Genomic DNA, 17,714 nt, shown 5'->3' on the forward strand with positions numbered 1-17,714 from the left:
AATTCATCTATAAATAAAGATTACATGACAAAGCAGGAAAAAATGGGCGCAGTAATCACAAATAGAAAAATTAACTGAATCTCAATGGGTTAGCTTTTTAGTTGGGATTGAGCGTAAGGACCACGATTGCTATTATCTGCCAACAAAAATAAAACAATGCATTTGGAGTGTCAGATGGCGAAAATTATTCATAGCATGGTACGTGTGCGCGATTTAGAAAAATCGTTGAGCTTCTATAAGCAAGCGTTAGATTTAGATATCGCTGAACAGCTTGATTTTGAAGGTTTTTCATTGGTTTACTTACGTAACGATGAAAACGACATGGAGCTTGAGCTAACTTGGAACGAAGGTACTGAAGAGCCATATACTCACGGTACTGGCTATGGTCACATTGCTGTAGCAGTAGATGACTTAGAAGCTGAGCATCAAAAATTGACAGAATTCGGTTACGAGCCTGCGGAAATTAAAGAATTTTTCCGTGAAGGTGAATTGCTAGCCAAGTTCTTCTTTGTTCAAGACCCTGATGGTTACAAAATTGAATTCTTGTGGCGTCATGGTCGTTACCAGTAAGCATAAATGTTAAGTTGCTGACATAGCTAGCTTTATACTGAATAGGCAGTGGTTAAAATCACTGCCTATTTTCGTTATGAGGCATATGCGATGAAATCTTATGCTTTAAGCGACGAAGTCCCATCCCGCAGCTAATCCCTACAATAATCATTGCGATGCTTGCAGCACCTGCAGGTGAGAAAGACGGCAATGCTAGTAATAGCTGCGAATCATTTCCTCCAAGTGCCAGCGAAGCACCGATGCCCATGATGAGACCTGCAATCATGTGTTTAGCCAGTTGGCTGGGGCGCAGTTCAAATTTAGTTAGACTAAGGCGTGATTTTGCACCGAGCGCCATGCCAACAATGAGACAAGCAATAACAAGAAAGCGTTGTAGAGATGGAATAAAAGAATTATCTCTGTGCACTAGCGTAGCGGTAAGGTCTTTTAATAGTTGGCTAGGTGACCATTCGGGTAACAACCACGTTAAGATGCTGGCAAGAATGCCGAAGAGAACGATGCCGAGCAAGATCGCTCGTTTTTCTGGTGGAACAATAAAGAAAATGCCGCAAATTAAAATAAACAACATGACGATTACGGCTGCAGATGGTGTGCTTAGTGACGCCAGCGACGTATAGCTAAGGTTATGAGGTGTGGCGGTCAGAATGCACCAGCCAATGATCCAGCCAGCAACGGTTGCCAGCATATAATAATGGCCCTTTGCGAGTTTACTTATGGTTGAGACACTGCATCCTTTATTGATGGCAGCACCTAAGCCAAATAAGAACCCACCAAGAAGAAAAGCAGGGCTGATGGTGAAACGCTGTTGAGTTAGTCCTTCTGGTATTGCTGCGCCTGTCGGCAATATAAGCCAAAACCAAAAGCCACACAGTAAGATGGTCAGCAAAAAGCCAGGGCGTTTTGCCCATAATTCTTGTGTGCCTCGAACCATACAGAGCCCAGTTCTTTGGGCGAGAAATCCAACCATCAATGCCAATAACAAGGTAGCGATGTAAACCACGAGCAGGCCTTTATTACGGTAAATCTAAATTATAGTTATTGGCTGTAAGGTACAGATTAGAGTGAGGTTACTGTGAAAGTCATAAAGGTTGAAGAAGGCTGCTGAAATATGAGTTCGTAGGAAAATAAAGTGAATACGCCACAGCGCTAAATGAGCCCTGTGGCGTGAAAATAACTCACTATGACCTTAAAGCATCACAGTTGGGTTTAGATGGATCGTAAGCGGGTAATTCGGTAATGCCTTCTTTAAGATCGTCAATACGAGTGTCGTGAGAAGGGTGAGTTGAGAGTAACTCTGGTGGTTGCTGACCGTTGGAGGCTTTAGCCATGTTTTTCCATAACTCAACACTTTGGTACGGATCAAATCCGGCTTCTGCCATGAGTTTTAAACCAATAATATCGGACTCAGATTCTTGTGCGCGTCCGTATGGCATTAAGATCCCATATTGAACACCCAGCCCAAGTCCAGCCATTGCCGCGTCTCCGTATTGCTGTCCGCCAAGGGCAATACTCGAAATTTGTAAGCCAGCATTAGCAAGTTGTGACCGAGATAAACGTTCGTTACTGTGCTGTGCTAATACATGTCCGATTTCATGGCCAATCACAGTGGCAAGTTGATCTTGGTTGGTGGCGACATTAAGTAAGCCGGTATAAACCCCGATTTTGCCACCCGGTAGGGCAAAAGCATTGATTTGTTTGCTTTCAAAAACCACCACTTCCCATTTATCAAAGCCTGGTTGCGGACCAACTTTCGCGGTGATCGCATCGGTGACACATTGAACATAACGCTGTTTCTTGGTGTCGGTACTGATTTTTTCTTGCTGTTTTAGTTGTTCAAAAGATTGTGCGCCGAGTTGAGACATGTCTTGCTCGGAAAATAACAAGACCTGCTGGCGTCCTGTTGGTGAGCTAGAGCAACCACTTAACAAAAACACACTGCTAGCAATAATGCTACTGAGCAGTAATTTAGAACAATGACGCATCGCGATACTCCATTCGCAGGTGTGAGAGGTCAGTTTGACCAGATATTACGTATATAGGGTGTTTTCACTTGCTATAAGTATGAAGCATGACAGCCTGAATTGAAAAGTAGGCAAAAAAGGCTTTTCGTCATCATTCGATAGGGATTAAGATCAGTTTCAAAGTTTAAGGAGAAATCATGGCAATTTGGCATAAAAAGATAGACTTAGATGCACTGAATAAAAGCTCTGAAAACACCTTGGTCGAGCACTTAGGCATTCGCTATACCCAGTTTGATGACAACAGTCTGTCAGCAACCATGCCTGTCGATAAACGTACTCATCAACCTTTTGGTATGTTGCATGGCGGCGCATCGGTTGTGTTGGCTGAAACCTTGGGGTCAGTTGCGGCAAACTTATGTGTAGATGAAGGCCGTTATTGTGTTGGCCTTGATATTAACGCCAATCATATACGCCCAATGCGTACTGGTTTCGTTACAGGAACAACTACACCACTTCATATCGGTATGACGACACAAGTGTGGCAAATAGAACTAAAAGACGAACGCGACCGTTTGGTTTGTACCAGTCGTATTACCATGGCGGTAATGGGAAAGAATAAAGGTTAATCGTTCTTTATATTTGTAAGAAGACAAAGTCAGTATTCATCAGTGATCATGAATACTGACTTTTTGATTGAAGCTGGTTAACGCTTAGCTGCGGTTTTACTGTTACGGCGTCGAAAAACGCTAAGTAATCCTAATGTGATTAAACCGAAAAGGGATGTGCTACCACCGCTGTCTTCGTCACCTGATGATGGGATAGGTACCACAGGATCTTTAGGGGCAGTTGAGTAATCGGCTTTAAAAGGATCGATATTGAAAGTCGAAGCTGATGGTAGCTTTTCGCCAATTTGAGTTTCAACCCAAGTAATGTAGTTGCTGACTTGAGTGTAAACAGCAGCTTCGGTGGTGCCACACTCTCGTTTGCCATAACTTACAATACCAATTAGGCGTAAACCTTTATCTGAATCACTGATATGTTGTGGGTCTTGCCATACCAACGGGCCTCCCGAATCACCAAAACATGAGTCAGTCGCAAGGGCAGGATCTGGTGAGTTAGTGCAGATGACTTTTTCATGAGGAAGTGATGACCAATCGCGATCGCAAATATTATCTGGAACCCCAGTTAATAGTGTTTGTTTAAGAATATTGGTCGAGCTGTTATCTGGATCGCGACCATCCGTAGAGCCCCAACCCGAAGTAAGTAAATAGGCATCACGTTTTTGATTCTCAACCCACTTGCTTGCTATTACGTTATCTAATTCCTTTTGTTTGTTGCCTTGCAGCAATTGTATCGCTGTGTTTTCCGGGAATTTGGTATCGTTATTGCCATCAAACTTATCTTTAATTTTAAGCAAGGCAATATCATCGTGACGGTAGTCGGTTAAATAGCCAGGGTGGACAATTACCTTTGATACCGTGTAATTACTTCCTTTGGTGTTATCCATGATATTTTCAGCATGTGCGAAAATGTTCACTTGATCCGGTGTATTGATAACCTTTGTGTCTTTATTAATGACACAGTGAGCAGCCGTTAGTACCCATTGGTTGTTAATGATGGTACCGCCACAAACAAAGTTAACAGAAACCTGCCAAGGCAAACTGTCGGAAGGTGTAGTAATGCCGTTAATAATTTTGGGCATCATGACAGGAATTGTGTCTGTTACGGTGTTGCTGGCTGCTGCGGTTCCAGTGCAAGCAGAAAGTACGAGTGCAAGCGCAATGTTGTGAGAAGCCACAATCTTATTTTTATTCATGATGGAATGCTTAAATGGTATATAAGCAATCAATTATCCGTATAAATTACATGGTGGTGGTCGGATGAGTTTACTTATTAATCCTATTAGTCATGGGGGATGCTCAAAATTGTGCAGAGCATCAAATTGCGTTGCTGTATCAGTTCCTTTTTGATGGCTTAGATGAACATAAAGAACAATGATATCAAAAACGCCAACTGAGATTGGTTAATGTTAGAATGCACGGCATATGGCGCTTTGCGTAGTGCTTAGCAGCGTATTTCTCGTTAGCGCCAAGCTTTAACAGTAGTAATAAGGAAACCATAGTGATCATTAACTTTTCAACTGGAAAAATCATTGCCAATCAGCATGAGATTGTTGTTCGACTTGATGGCGAGGCGCGAGTCACCATGCAGGCGCAGGTTGATGAAGTCACTTTGATTGGTGGTGCTAATGTGATCACCGCAACGGGGAGTGGGCTGCAATGGTCTATTCGCCTCGATAATGCAGAGCAATTAGAAGCACTCGCCACTGAAATTGGTATAGCGATTAAAGCTTAAACACTTCCAACCTTACTGGATTGGTATTACCACTTTGAACCACGTAGAATACCCCTGCTAAAAGTAAGGAGTGTAATACGTGAGTTCTGTCTCTACTAGAAACCAGTTTGAGTTATTGGCGCCAGGTGGCGATCTTGAGTCGATTAAAGCGGCGATTATCGCAGGTGCTGATGCTATCTATTGTGGTCTTGATAATTTTAACGCCCGTAATAGAGCGACCAATCTAACCTTTGATAACTTGAACGGCATCGTTCGGCTTGCTCACGAACATAATTGTAAGATCTTCCTTACGCTGAATATCATTATTCTGGAAAGCGAAATTCCAGCTTTGGTTCGTTTGCTGAATAAATTAGTTAACACCAAGATCGACGGTGTGATCGTCCAAGATCTTGGTCTGTTTTATATTCTCAAGCACCACTTTCCAACACTGGATGTTCATGCATCTACCCAGAATAATACCCACAACGAAGGTCAGATAGCTTTTCTGAGTAAGCTCACAGCTAGCCGCGTGAACTTATCACGTGAATTGAATATTCACGAAATCAAACACCTCGCCACAGTAGGACGCGATGAACACAATGTATTGATGGAAGTCTTTGTACATGGTTCTTACTGTATTGGTTTTTCTGGCTTGTGTTACATTAGCTCAGTGAAAAACGGCAATTCAGGTAACCGTGGTCGTTGTAGTCAGCCTTGTCGTGATAAATATCAAACTACAAATGTGGGTAAAGATTACCCACTGAACCTGAAAGACAACTCTGCTTTTTCTGATATGGAAGCGCTGGCTGATGCTGGTGTGTACTCGCTGAAAGTTGAAGGCCGTATTAAGAAATCACACTATGTGTACACAGTGGTTGATCAATGGAATCAACAGATCCAACGTTACTGCGATAATCAAGCACAGTTAACCGATACCTCGTCACTTTATACGGTATTTAACCGTGACTTCTCAAATGCTTACTTGCAAGGCAATATCAATAAAAACATGTTTATTGATAACCCGCGAGACAATTCTGTTAAGCACTTTAGTGAGGTATATAGCTGTACTAGCGAAGATAAGCTACAAGAGGTTAAGCAGGAACTGTACGATAAAAAGACGACTATTATCGAAACGGTTGACGACAAAATCCGTGATTTGAGCATTGAAAAGCTTCCACTTCATCTTAGCTTCCGAGGGCAAGTCGGTGAGCCGTTAGTTATTGATATTAAAGCAGGTAGCCGACGTCACACTGTCACTTCTAATGAGGTGTTAGTTTATACAGACACGTCTGCTATTGACCATGATGCGTTATTTACCGTCTTTAAAGCCGTCAGTGATTATGATCATGATGTAGCGACGATTGATGATAGTGACCTCGCTGACAATGTGTTCATGCCATTTAGTGTTTTAAAAGAATTACGTGATCAACTTAATGAATGGTTCCGTGATGGGCGAGAGTGGATTGCGCCTATTGATACCCCTCAGCTTGAAAAAACACCACTGCAACAAGAAGCGGCGAAATTATCGGTATTGATTGCGAACCCGAAAGATATCGAGGTGTGTAAAGCGCAAGGTGTTGAGATCCATTACCAGCTACCTGATTCTCTTCATACTGAACTGAAGAAACTCGACAAACTATTTACGGAGTACCGTGAATCTAGTGAAGAAGAGCTTGTACCTTGGTTCCCGGCTATTTTGATTGGTGAACATTTTGAAGCCGCAAAAGCTTTCTTGGCACAAGTGAAACCTAAGCGCATTGTTACCAACAATACAGGTGTCGCTTATGTAGCGTCGCAAATGGGTATTGAGTGGATCGCGGGTCCCTTGCTCAACATGACTAATTCATTTGGTCTGCACTGTATAAAAGAAGAATTTAACGCGGCAGGTGCCTTTGTTTCGAACGAAATCAACAAGAAACAGATTAAGCATATTGTTCGTCCGCAGTCGTTCGATCTTTATTACAGTATCTATCACCCAATTGTGATGCTAATGAGTCGTCAATGCCTATTCCATCAAACTGTTGGTTGTAAGATCAAAGCATTTGATGCGAAGTGTTTGAAAGGTTGTAAGAAATCGACATCCATTCTAACCATGCGTGATGCGGCGTTCATTATTGATAAGCAAAAGGGCGATCACAACGCGCTGTACAGTCAAAATAACTTCTTAAACACAGCTATTATTGATGACTTAGCAGGTAAATTCAGCCATTACTTCATTGATTTACGAGACATCGAAACGCAAACTCACGTCGCGATTGATAAGGCAGGTTTGCTGGCTATTTTCAGTGATTTAGTTGCAGGCAAGGAAGAGGCGAAGCAACAATTACGTGACGCCGTCACATTAACCAGTGATGCACAATATCACAAGGGTTTGTAATTTGTTTCGGCTTGATTACTTCATAAAATCAGCAAGATAACGATAAACAAAAGGGCATCAGTTGATGCCCTTTTTGCTATTCATTCGTGCATTATGCGATTAAGCGCAACACTTCTTGAATTTTTTACCGCTACCGCAAGAACATGGATCGTTACGGTTTGGTGTTTTTTCAAAAGTCGTGGTTTTTGGCTTGTTGATCAGGCCTTCAAGCTCAGTAATGTTTTCGGCTAGGTCGGCATTAATCGTGATATCAGCAAAGAAGCCATGTTCTGCAACAAGCGCTTTGATTTCTTCTTCACGATCTTGTGACTGTACAGACAATGTTAGAGGCAGTTCTTCTGTACCTAGTTTTTTGCTGCGTTTGGTGTTGTAACCATAGCTTTCGTGTTTAGGCTTTTTCTCGATGCGCCCTTTATAGAAGAATTTAGACATTGCCGTCACCTGTAAATTTAAAACTAAGCTGGGCGTTATACAGCAAAATGCAGGTACAAAAAAGGGTTTTGTTTAATAAGCGTAGGGGATTAGCAAAGAGCAGCGAGCGAATGATGTCAGGAATTTGAGGGAAACAGTATCAGTAGCCGAGATGAAATCAGCCGTGAATTACTTTTTTACCCATTTACCTGATGCGTTTTGGTAGTAATTACCTGAGCGTGTTTTTTGGATCGCTTTTTTATAAGCAAGATGACCAACTTCAGCAACACTCAAGCCATGGGAAACTGAGATGCGTTTGTAGCTGGCTTCACGTTGAGTATTAACGTCAGCAACCAGTTTACGAACTTCACTTGAAGGGGAGGAAGCAAGAGGCGCAATAAATCCGCTATTGGTTTCACCCACCAGCCCTTGGTTTTTAGCATTTTGAAGATCCAGCGCGAATGCTTGTGCGGATATCAGAAATGCGAATATGAGAAATACGTATTTTTTCATGGCAATCTCCCTGCCTGATTAGAATACATCGTCATCGCTGAATAAGTCATCTATTTCCTTATCGACTTTGATCCTAATCTCATGTTCGATTTTGACATTCAGGTTAACTTCTATTGGTTTGTCTGAGGCTGCGACTTGTACCGTAGGGGTACAACCAGTTAAGCCAAGGGTTGATGTCACGAAAACCAACGCGAGGAGAGTGAGAGTTAACGAAAATTTAAGTTGTACTATATCCATTGGAAACGACCTTTAACAACAATTAGCGCATAAAATGTTCTACTCATTCAAACCAAGCTGCTTTAAGAACAGACCTTCCAATTGCGACGAGTTTATCGCGTTTATAGTTTTGATTAACGCTGGAATGTCATCTTGCACGTTTAGATTTAAGTGCACCGGTCTTCCTTTTTGAAAACTCGGATTGAAGCCTTTAAATCGAGAACTTGCATTAAGTTGTCCTTCTTTAGAATAGTCTAGATCAACCGCTAGCGAGTGATAGTTATAATTTTTGAGAATTTTGCCTACGACCAATACGCTATTTTGTCCAGCCGCTTCTACATTCTGATCTATGGTCGATCCTTCTAAATACCGTAAGATCCCGCCTGGATAGCGTGAATGTAAATGACCCGATTTTATAATCGCAGATCCATCTTCGATCCCGAGTGGGATCACGCCATCTAAAATTCCCGTCAATTCGATATCCTCTTGATCCAGCATATTGATCAACAAAGCAAGATTGAGACCATGTACGCGAATATCATGGGGCGGCACGTTGACGAGGTTATTGGTTTTTAGACCGTGAAGGCTGATTTTCCCACCGAGTACATTGGCGCTGGCGCGGTGAAGTTGATAGTGGTTGCGGGCGGTATCAAATTCTAAACTGGCTGCGATGTTTTCAAATAACGCGCCTGCGTGGAATAAGCCTGCTTGAATACTAATGGGATAGCGTGATTTTAACCCTTGAGGCGTCAAAGAGGTGGTTATTGAGGTATTGAGGTTACCAAAGCGAAAGCCATAGGCATCACCGCTAAGCTGGTGGGTAAAAATACCTAGGTTCCCAATAATTTGGTTTGGATTGATAGTGAACTGACCATCATAGCTGATACTGCCATGGGTGAAGTCATAATCTAAAGGCAGCTGTGGAAGGTAATATTTCTTTAGTGTTTTTAGTCGGTTAAACGCAATGGTGTGACGCTGTAACTTAAGTTTGGTGGTTTGTGATGGCTGGTGGTGGTGAATGGCGACCTTAGCCAGAGGTGCTGATTTCCAGTTCTTTAATTCGGACTCAAGCTGCCAGCGAGCTAGGGTACCTTTAAAATGGTTATGGGATGAAAAGCGTGGAAAGCGTTGGTCGTTTTGCTTGAAATGGGTAATAAATTCGAACCTGCTATCAAACGTTGGCAGATGGCTTTTTGTTTCGCTGTCTGTCGGGTTAGGTATTCGCATTTGTAGCGAATTGAGCTTGAGTTCGGTTTTACTCTCATATTGCTGTACAGGCAGTAGATGACGTTTAGTGTTATGACTCTGTACTACCGGTTGCCCAAATTCATCTTTAACCACCTGTTGCGCTTTAATGACGGCACTTAGGGTGTCAGAACTCGATCCCGTTATTAGGCTCACAGCTGCTTGTTCTGAGCGTTTATCAAGCGTGATTGATGCAATTTGCGATTCAATTTGCTCAGCAGAGAGCGAGTTAAATGTTTTGGCATGTAATTGAGGTTCAATCTTAATGTTGTCACTTGTGATAGTGGTGTTCGTTAAAGCAAGCTGATAGCTATCCGTTGTCCAGTCAAAGGCAAGCTGACTTTGTGCCTTTACTCTTGAAGCTATGGCTATGCTTTCGAGTGCCAATTGGTTAATGGACAGGGCATAGTTACCCTTTAAGTGACATTGTAACTTAGGGTGTTTGCAAGATAACTTATTGATATTAAAGTTTAGCTTGTCGTTATGCACACTTCTTAGTTTTAGGGATTCTTGTTTGTCTGTCATTCGAATCGAGACACGCTCATTTTTGTAATGAGCAGCAAGATCTAACTCGCCATCGGATGTAAGGTGAATGACTTCGATTGGCGCATCTTGTGCAAAATGTTTACCCGGCAATGAAAAACGATTAAGCCTAACGGTGAGTTCTGGCGGTAGAGTAATTGCGAGTTTGTAATAGGCGTCGATCAGCTTTCTATCGACGACTTGGTTGTATTTTGTATTCTCGACTCGATTGGCCGTGACTCTAAATGGCGCATTGAGCTCTGCTGTTGGGAGGTGTTCTAGTGCAAATCGCTCCATTAAGTCTTTAGTATTCTTAAAATTAGCTTCGCAGTGCAGTGTTTTAGGTAGAGGGTCATCAAACTCAATATTGGCATCACAGTTGAGGGTGTTGCCTTTGGGGCCTTTTACTTTTCCGCTGAAATCTGCGGTATTAGCAGTTTGGTGAATCAACAGCATATCGAGATCGTAAGGGTTGGGCGCTAAAACCTGCCCATTCAATTTAAACTGTGCGTGTCTTTGTTTGGTTTCACTTCGTTTTAGTGGTGTTTTCAGTACGACTTTGGCATTAATGATCAGGTCACCATAGGTAAGCTTATTCACTTTCAGAGTGTTAAAAGGCAAGGTTGCAAGGTTTGCGATAGTTTCGCCTAAGTGCAGTCCTCGCTGCTCATTAGCAGGACGTTGAATGAAAGTCGGCAGTTCTGCTGGCCGGCCTAATGTCATTGATTTTGCATGCAGCTTGATAGATTTCGTGGGCTGGTAAATATCCATTTCAAACTGGACATCTTCGGCATGCTGTTTTGTTATTGGCGGTAGGCTTTGCCACTCAGGGGTAAGTCTTTCTACGCTAATGTGTAGCGGGTTCGTATCTTGCTGCCAAGCGATAGAGAAGTTACCTTTATTTAGCGTGACAGGGTAACGTGGCGAAGGTAAGCGGTTGTCATTTAGAGCTTTTTGCTGGGGTCTTTGTTTACCATGATTGTCACTTTTAGCATTTGCCGCAGCTGTAATGACTTGATCTTGAACACCAAGCTTAGGAACGAATAGATTGATTCTTCCACGCTCAACGGTACCTGTGATAGTTACGTAGGGCTTTGTGGCAATCACGAGATTTATTTGCTGTAACTCTTGAGTTATTGGCTTATGAGCGATTGGTTTATTCGTTATTGATTTAGGCGTATGTTTCTTTGCCGAAAAACTTTGCTGGATTGGTTCATCGTTAATATCGACTGTATTTGGATCGATTAAATGGGCGCGAATACTCTCGGTATGGGCACTAAATACATACGGGTTACCTAAATCGGCAAAGTTTATGGCTGGCTGGTTTAGCTCAAAATACGGAAAGTCCAAGCCTATATCTTTTAATACCTGCTGCGCTTCAAGTGGCAGGGCGACTTCTGCGTGTTGTGCCTGAATACGCCATGACTCTGAAGAGATAGCACTTTGTTCGTTAAAGTATTTATTAATGCTAAGTTGATGGGTGTTGATCTGGGTACCAGCTATAGACACGGACAGGCGATCTATTTTGATCTGCGGATAGATCTTAATACCCGAAATCGCATTAATGATGATCCCTTTGCTAGCAAGCCAGAGTGGCACAATGATCACCGCAGCAATTAATGTGATCATCAAAAGGTAGAAGCTATACCTGAGCCAAGGTATACGAGAGCGCTTGTTGGCAGTTGCTAATTTTGATGGCGTATCGTATCCCTGATCACTCTGACTGAGATCAGCGGTGTTTTGTGGCGCTCTACTTGATGTAGATGTTGACGAAGGCGGGTGCTTGTCCACTTTACTCTCAGAATTACATGCCTGATATAAGCATATACCTTGAGTTAACCAAAAGGAGTAAAGCTTAAGCTAATGAGTTTGATACTGTTTCTTTTATCTCAGCTTTAAGACAGGCCGAAACTGGCTTGCTAATGAGGCTTGTGTAAATAAATTTAGGTTAGTTGAGGCGTGGGGGCTCTGAAGAGCGTTTGAATGTAAATTTCGCGAGGAGAATTGGTGAGAGAACAAAAAAAGTTCTCACCGCCGGCGGTTAGACAGGAAATGCCATTGGTGAGAGATTCCATGTTGGTTACGTTACAAAGTAACTTATTATTAGAATTCAGTAAGCAGTAGCCAAAAGAGCTACTAAAGTGCGTATAAGGGTTAAAAATGTGATTGAAACTGACTTGTGTTTAGCCAGCGAGCATAGGTTCGCAAAGAACTTTGTTTAAAGCTTCTTTGTTTAAAACTTGTGGCTTCGCCAAATCTATATTCACGTGTTTAAGCGCTTCAGCGATCGCAGCTTCAGCCTCTAAATCATCATGTCTTTCAATAGCGTTTAGTGCATTTGTTAACGATTGCTCGATCATATCGAGATGATGTTGTGCACCCGCTAATTGACGTTGCTGTAACTCAATATTGTTTGAGTCGTGATACTGTGCAGGATTTGCATTTGAATCATCGATAAGCTCTACAGAGTGTTTAGCTTGCTCAATGATTTGAGTGAGATCTTTAGGAAACGACTTCATACAACATCCTTTTGTATCTTCGCGGCTGAAACAACTCTTAAGGTAAAACGTGAGAGTAAAAGCTCAAGTTAAACGTTAGTGTTGTTCTAAATTCTACGCAATTTCTATGCGTTCTGATTTACCTTACCGATTGGCCTAGGTAATTGATGTGATTACTCTATCTGATATTCATCATACAAAATTTAACTTAGATCAAATAATTCCATATTCCCTTTGAATGAATATTTAATCAATATTATGCGCAGTGTTGTACTTAACGTTACAGTTCTAACTTATTCACAATTACACATTAAGCATTTTACTGCTACTGATTAATGAATTATTCATCAATAGTGACTGAAAAAGCAGGAGGGTTAAAAAATTCTCGGGGATATACAAAATAAAATGCGTAAATAGGCACTTAAGAGGATAGCGTTCGCCTGTAATCAGGTTATGATAGGTTTAACAATATGTTAGCTAGGAGCGTGTGTGAACAAGTTATTATCGTTTGAAGCATTAATGGTATTAGATGCCATAGATCGACGCGGAAGTTTTGCTGCTGCTTCTGAAGAACTTGGACGAGCACCGTCTTCGTTGAGTTATCAAGTACAGAAACTTGAGCAAGATCTCGATTTGGTTATTTTCGATCGCTCGGGTCACAGGGCGGCATTTACTAAAGCGGGCAAGTTACTGCTAGAGCGTGGTCGCCAAATTTTATCTGCTGCAGATGAAATGGTCGCTGATGCTAGTGCGTTAGCGCATGGTTGGGAGTTAGACCTTACTATTGCTTATGATGGTTTGATCCCTTTGCTTGATATGTTGCCGCTGGTGGATGGGTTATATGAGAAAAGTAAAACCCGACTGCGTTTTCAAGAAGAAATCTTAGCAGGCTGTTGGGAGGCTTTAGCACAAGATAGAGCTGATTTGGTTGTCGCGCCAGCGCCCGTTGTGGCACCGCCTGAAGTTAAAATTGAACCACTTGGAAAGTTGACGGCGCTTTGGGTCGCGCACCCTGAACACCCGATTTTGAGACATGATAATCCGCTCGATCCGAAAGTGCGCCAGCAGTATCGTGGTATAGCTGTGGCGGATACGGCCAGAAACACGCCACCCATCACTTACAATATTTTAGATGATCAGCCATTGCTTACAGTGAGTTCAATGAACGATAAGCTGGTGGCATTAAAAGCCGGAATAGGGATAGGTACGATTTCACTGCCGTTTGCACAACAAGCATTAGATAAAGGGGAACTGGTTGCGATTAAAGGTGAACCTGCCCATGAACTAGATATCGTCCTAGCTTGGAACCGCAATACAATGGGTAAAGCGAAAACCTGGTGTATTCAGCAACTGAAGAAACAGTGGAATCATACTCGCTAACGCAGTAACTCGTTACATTTCCCCATTATTCGCCATATGCGTTTTTAGTAACAGAATCAGCGAAGGCAAGCATGAGCTTGTCTTCATTGTTTGTGCGTCGAGCGTTAGAGGGTAACGTGTCAGTGATTAATTCTGCTCAGTATCGTTTTGTAGTGGCAGCATCATTTCGACGATCCCATCTTCCATTTGAATATCAACATGAAAGCCGACTTTTTGTGCGAGCATGATCATGCCTCGGTTGGTAGGCATTGTCATTCCACTCATTTGATGAATGCCGCGCTGCTTGCAGTAGCGGATGATTTTTTCCATTAGGATTTTGCCCAGCCCAACACCTTTAAGATCTGAGCGAACTAAAATGGCGAACTCCGCATCGTAATTCTCAGGATCTGACAATGCACGAGTTACCCCAATAATGGATTCGTTATCATCTTCTCCATTCGCGGTTGTTTGTGTTTGAGCACCTGTGGCTTTTTCCTGTTTGATTGTCGCAACAAAGGCCATTTCTCGGTCGTAATCAATCTGCGTGAAATTGGCGAGTGCTTCGTGGTTAAATTCACCCACGTCCGAGAAGAAGCGTTTATACAAATCATCAACAGATACTTTTGCGATAAAGGCGGCATGTTTGGGCTCATCTTCCGGCAGAATAGGACGCAATAAAATTTGCTGTCCATTCTTCAATATTGCTTGTTCTTCGTGTTCTTTGGGATAAGGGCGAATGGCCAATCTTGCTTGTTTATCGCCAGAAAAGGGCTTGATAGTCATAGAGGCATCAATTACGGTCAACTCAGAGCCTGAAACTAATAATGGATGGATATCTAGCTCTGTGATCTCGGGGCAATCAATGATGAGTTGAGAAATTCTCACTAGCAGTTGGCATAGCGCTGGAATATCTAATCGTTCAGGTAGCCGTCGCTGACGAATTTTGCCCGTTTTTAATGCATTGATGACCAAATAACGCGCCAGCGCCATGTTCAATGGCGGGATCGCAACCGCCGCATCTTTTCGGATATCCCATTCTGCAGCATCTTCGCCCAACATGATGACAGGACCAAACACTGCATCGTTGTGAACCGTAATACGTAGCTCTTGGGATCCAGCTCGATTTGCCATTTGTTGAACAAGTAAGCCTTCAATGTGCGCACTTGGATAGTTCAAGGAAACCCGATCTAAAATGGCTTGAGCGCCGTTGGCAACTTCAGTCGCGTTTCTTAGATGAAGCATTACGCCGTGTACTTCTGATTTGTGCTGAATATCTGGCGAGCGTAATTTCACCGCGACTGGGTAGCCAATTTGTTCTGCGATATGTGCAGCTTCTGCCGGATCACTGGCAATCCAAGTTGGTAAAGTATTAAAGCCGTAGCTCTCTAAAATAGGGCGAACGTCATGCGTCTCTAATCTCTGTATATTTTGTGCTAGCAAATCTTTGAGGATGGCAGAAGCGAGTTTAGGCGTTGTGGTGACTTCGCCAAATGAGACAGGGGTTTCGAGTAGATGTTTTTGGTTTCGGCGGTACTCTATCAAGTGCATGAATGCCGACACGGCACTTTCAGGGGTGCGATAAGCAGGATAACCCGCATCTGCGAATATTTGTCGGGCACTAATCGCCTCGTTTTCACCAGCCCAATTTGTAAGAATGTTGAATTTTCGACTTCGGGGATGGGATTGTAGTAAATGAACCAGTCGCTTAGCGGTTTCGTTGCCATCGGCAATTGCAGAAGGAGAATGCATGAGTAACAACGCATCACAGTCATCGGAGTCGAGTAAAATACGAACGGCTTTCTCATAACGGCTAATATCAGCATCACCAATAATATCGATGGGGTTTGCATGCGACCAACATGACGGCAAAATCTCCGACAATTTATTGATGGTATCTTCACTCAGGGTCGCAAGCTTACCACCTCGGTCGGCAAGTGCATCGACAGCCATGATTGCAGGGCCACCACCGTTGGTAATTATCGCTAATCGTTCACCTCGCAGTGGCACTGAATGGGCGAGTGTTTCAACGGCTGCAAATAGTTCGTGCGTATTATGAACACGTAACATACCTGAGCGGCGAATTGCAGCGTCGTACACTACGTCTAATCCGGCATCACCACCGGTATGAAGTTGGGCTGCTTGACCGCCAGCTTGCGTCCGACCGCTTTTTACGACCAATATCCGTCGGTTTCGTGCTGCAGCGCGTGCCGCAGACATAAAGCGACGGGCATCTTTAATTGAATCAACATAAAGCAAAATGGCTTCAGTTTTACTGTCGCGACATAAGGTATCGAGAAGCTCAGCAAAGTTAATATCGCAAGCATCACCCAAAGAAAGAAAAGTTGAGAAACCAATATTCTTGTTTTTTGCCCAGTCTAAAATCGTGGTGCAAACAGCCGCAGACTGAGAAATAAAGGCAATGTTACCTTTGTGGGCCGCGATTGGAGAAAATGAAGCGTTTAAGTTTAGCCAAGGTAAAATAAGTCCCATGCTATTTGGGCCAACAATGCGCATCCCGTATTGTTGCGCTACTGCGAACATGCGTTGTTCTTCATTTTCATAGCTTGAAGATGGGTCTGCCGATAATGTGTTCATTCCCGCAGCCAGTACTATGGCCACTTTGACGCCTTTGTTACCGAGTTGCTCAATGATATCGACGTTACGGTGGGCGTTGGTGCAAACAATGGCAAGATCTGGGACTCGCGGTAAGCTCTCTATACTCGGGTAGGCGAGTACGCCAGCAACGGCGTCATACTTTGGTGTGACAGGCATAATTGGGCCGTGAAAATGCCCAGAAAGTAGGTTTCTGAGAACCACATTACCAGCGCGATTAGGGCTATCCGAAGCGCCTATTACCGCGATGGATTTTGGTTTAAGTAATTGCTCGAGTCCGTTCATCGTTACCTCTCACCGTCTTGATACCCATGCCATTATTTTTGAATGGAATGAGGTTAGAACACAGTTATATCTTGTTGATTCTAGCGGATTGCTTACTTGGGTGGAGATATACCGCTAAGGGCTGTGATCAGACGCAGTTTTACTGATGAAGAGCTAGTTAGGAGTTGTGTTAGTCGTTTGGCGAGTAAGTTGACGTTGCGAAACCAATCAACAACGTCAACGGGATTAAGTTCGAAGTTTTAAACTTGGTAGCGGCTCTTATCACCAATGTCAAAATGCAGTGGCATACGCCATTTTGATGCTGCAGCAACGGCTAGCAAGATAGCGCCCGACATACTAAAGATGATACTGATTTGCTGTTGTTCAAATACCCAGCAGAACCAAAAACCTGCAAGTGCTAACGGTGTTGCAAGTAAGACTTTTAATTGGAAGCAAAAATATTCCTTCACAGCTAGAGCGCTGAAACTAAACAATGCAGCACCAACAGCAAGAGGCAACCATAGCCCAGACATAAACCAAAGGGCGGCAAATAAGCCACTGCCTTGAATTAACCAGCGAAAACGCTTGTCGTAAATATGCACTGTTGATGATGCGATGAGCGCGGCCCCAACTAATACTCCAGCGGCAGTATCGAATTCCCAAGCAAGGATCGATAGGGTAATTGCGCCAACAGTTAATGCAGTGCGATATAAAACAACAGTGATAATGTCGAGGACATCAAGCGGACTTTTGATATGAGGGTCAGCCATTGGGCTCTCCAGATGTGACGAAAAATAGACAATCGTGATAAAAAGCAAATTATTGATTGTC

Annotated in this window: 15 protein-coding genes; 5 read left to right on the forward strand and 10 right to left on the reverse strand. The window is 43.0% G+C overall.

Annotation, left to right across the window (positions count from 1 at the left end; genetic code table 11):
- The first annotated feature begins 174 nt into the window (after positions 1 to 174).
- Positions 175 to 570: a VOC family protein gene (locus A3K86_RS21770; RefSeq protein WP_068336586.1), complete on the forward strand. Its 396-nt coding sequence runs from the start codon at positions 175 to 177 to the stop codon at positions 568 to 570.
- 58 nt (positions 571 to 628) lie between these two features.
- Here the strand turns inward: A3K86_RS21770 and A3K86_RS21775 are convergent, their stop codons facing one another.
- Entirely contained in the window at positions 629 to 1,570 is a 942-nt protein-coding gene (locus A3K86_RS21775) for a YeeE/YedE thiosulfate transporter family protein (protein WP_232322040.1), read from the reverse strand.
- A 178-nt stretch (positions 1,571 to 1,748) separates the two neighbouring features.
- Positions 1,749 to 2,552: a M48 family metallopeptidase gene (locus tag A3K86_RS21780; RefSeq protein ID WP_068336590.1), complete on the reverse strand. Its 804-nt coding sequence runs from the start codon at positions 2,550 to 2,552 to the stop codon at positions 1,749 to 1,751.
- A 176-nt stretch (positions 2,553 to 2,728) separates the two neighbouring features.
- Here A3K86_RS21780 and A3K86_RS21785 point away from each other — a divergent pair, with 176 nt between their 5' ends.
- Positions 2,729 to 3,157 (forward strand): hotdog fold thioesterase, encoded by a 429-nt coding sequence (locus A3K86_RS21785; protein WP_068336592.1) that lies wholly within the window; start codon positions 2,729 to 2,731, stop codon positions 3,155 to 3,157.
- A gap of 77 nt (positions 3,158 to 3,234) precedes the next feature.
- Here A3K86_RS21785 and A3K86_RS21790 read toward each other — a convergent pair whose 3' ends face one another.
- Entirely contained in the window at positions 3,235 to 4,347 is a 1,113-nt protein-coding gene (locus A3K86_RS21790; RefSeq protein ID WP_068336594.1) for a trypsin-like serine protease, read from the reverse strand.
- A 305-nt stretch (positions 4,348 to 4,652) separates the two neighbouring features.
- Here A3K86_RS21790 and A3K86_RS21795 point away from each other — a divergent pair, with 305 nt between their 5' ends.
- Both A3K86_RS21795 and A3K86_RS21800 read left to right on the forward strand, forming a co-directional pair.
- Positions 4,653 to 4,886, forward strand: a complete 234-nt coding sequence (locus A3K86_RS21795; RefSeq protein ID WP_068336601.1) for a DUF3389 domain-containing protein — start codon at positions 4,653 to 4,655, stop codon at positions 4,884 to 4,886.
- A gap of 79 nt (positions 4,887 to 4,965) precedes the next feature.
- Positions 4,966 to 7,242 carry a peptidase U32 family protein gene (locus tag A3K86_RS21800; protein ID WP_068336604.1) on the forward strand — a complete coding sequence of 759 codons (2,277 nt, stop codon included), beginning with the start codon at positions 4,966 to 4,968 and terminating at the stop codon, positions 7,240 to 7,242.
- 99 nt (positions 7,243 to 7,341) lie between these two features.
- Here the strand turns inward: A3K86_RS21800 and A3K86_RS21805 are convergent, their stop codons facing one another.
- The 5 genes from A3K86_RS21805 to A3K86_RS21825 form a co-directional block, all read right to left on the reverse strand.
- Positions 7,342 to 7,674, reverse strand: coding sequence for a PBPRA1643 family SWIM/SEC-C metal-binding motif protein (locus A3K86_RS21805; protein WP_068336606.1), 333 nt, complete (start codon positions 7,672 to 7,674; stop codon positions 7,342 to 7,344).
- A 168-nt stretch (positions 7,675 to 7,842) separates the two neighbouring features.
- Positions 7,843 to 8,166 (reverse strand): YdbL family probable chaperone protein, encoded by a 324-nt coding sequence (locus A3K86_RS21810; RefSeq protein ID WP_068336610.1) that lies wholly within the window; start codon positions 8,164 to 8,166, stop codon positions 7,843 to 7,845.
- An 18-nt stretch (positions 8,167 to 8,184) separates the two neighbouring features.
- Entirely contained in the window at positions 8,185 to 8,403 is a 219-nt protein-coding gene (locus A3K86_RS21815) for a YnbE family lipoprotein (RefSeq protein ID WP_068336612.1), read from the reverse strand.
- A 39-nt stretch (positions 8,404 to 8,442) separates the two neighbouring features.
- Positions 8,443 to 11,940, reverse strand: coding sequence for an intermembrane phospholipid transport YdbH family protein (locus A3K86_RS21820; protein ID WP_232322041.1), 3,498 nt, complete (start codon positions 11,938 to 11,940; stop codon positions 8,443 to 8,445).
- 392 nt (positions 11,941 to 12,332) lie between these two features.
- Positions 12,333 to 12,668, reverse strand: a complete 336-nt coding sequence (locus A3K86_RS21825; RefSeq protein WP_068336616.1) for a hypothetical protein — start codon at positions 12,666 to 12,668, stop codon at positions 12,333 to 12,335.
- A 498-nt stretch (positions 12,669 to 13,166) separates the two neighbouring features.
- On the opposite strand from A3K86_RS21825, the gene A3K86_RS21830 reads away from it, so the two are divergent.
- Positions 13,167 to 14,027: a LysR family transcriptional regulator gene (locus A3K86_RS21830; protein WP_068337202.1), complete on the forward strand. Its 861-nt coding sequence runs from the start codon at positions 13,167 to 13,169 to the stop codon at positions 14,025 to 14,027.
- 126 nt (positions 14,028 to 14,153) lie between these two features.
- Here the strand turns inward: A3K86_RS21830 and A3K86_RS21835 are convergent, their stop codons facing one another.
- Both A3K86_RS21835 and A3K86_RS21840 read right to left on the reverse strand, forming a co-directional pair.
- Positions 14,154 to 16,904 carry a bifunctional acetate--CoA ligase family protein/GNAT family N-acetyltransferase gene (locus tag A3K86_RS21835; RefSeq protein ID WP_068336618.1) on the reverse strand — a complete coding sequence of 917 codons (2,751 nt, stop codon included), beginning with the start codon at positions 16,902 to 16,904 and terminating at the stop codon, positions 14,154 to 14,156.
- 239 nt (positions 16,905 to 17,143) lie between these two features.
- Complete coding sequence (locus tag A3K86_RS21840; protein WP_068336620.1) at positions 17,144 to 17,653, reverse strand: DUF2301 domain-containing membrane protein; 510 nt, start codon at positions 17,651 to 17,653, stop codon at positions 17,144 to 17,146.
- Positions 17,654 to 17,714 lie beyond the last annotated feature (61 nt).

The organism is Photobacterium jeanii (genome assembly GCF_001650345.1).
Lineage (GTDB): Bacteria > Pseudomonadota > Gammaproteobacteria > Enterobacterales > Vibrionaceae > Photobacterium > Photobacterium jeanii.

What these genes read in the sequence shown, in the direction of transcription:
- A3K86_RS21780 (WP_068336590.1), bottom strand. Translation starts at nt 2,552, where the DNA reads ATGCGTCATTGTTCTAAATTACTGCTCAGTAGCATTATTGCTAGCAGT.
- A3K86_RS21790 (WP_068336594.1), bottom strand. Translation starts at nt 4,347, where the DNA reads ATGAATAAAAATAAGATTGTGGCTTCTCACAACATTGCGCTTGCACTC.
- A3K86_RS21810 (WP_068336610.1), bottom strand. Translation starts at nt 8,166, where the DNA reads ATGAAAAAATACGTATTTCTCATATTCGCATTTCTGATATCCGCACAA.
- A3K86_RS21815 (WP_068336612.1), bottom strand. Translation starts at nt 8,403, where the DNA reads ATGGATATAGTACAACTTAAATTTTCGTTAACTCTCACTCTCCTCGCG.
- A3K86_RS21785 (WP_068336592.1), top strand. Translation starts at nt 2,729, where the DNA reads ATGGCAATTTGGCATAAAAAGATAGACTTAGATGCACTGAATAAAAGC.
- A3K86_RS21825 (WP_068336616.1), bottom strand. Translation starts at nt 12,668, where the DNA reads ATGAAGTCGTTTCCTAAAGATCTCACTCAAATCATTGAGCAAGCTAAA.
- A3K86_RS21840 (WP_068336620.1), bottom strand. Translation starts at nt 17,653, where the DNA reads ATGGCTGACCCTCATATCAAAAGTCCGCTTGATGTCCTCGACATTATC.
- A3K86_RS21805 (WP_068336606.1), bottom strand. Translation starts at nt 7,674, where the DNA reads ATGTCTAAATTCTTCTATAAAGGGCGCATCGAGAAAAAGCCTAAACAC.
- A3K86_RS21770 (WP_068336586.1), top strand. Translation starts at nt 175, where the DNA reads ATGGCGAAAATTATTCATAGCATGGTACGTGTGCGCGATTTAGAAAAA.
- A3K86_RS21830 (WP_068337202.1), top strand. Translation starts at nt 13,167, where the DNA reads ATGGTATTAGATGCCATAGATCGACGCGGAAGTTTTGCTGCTGCTTCT.
- A3K86_RS21835 (WP_068336618.1), bottom strand. Translation starts at nt 16,904, where the DNA reads ATGAACGGACTCGAGCAATTACTTAAACCAAAATCCATCGCGGTAATA.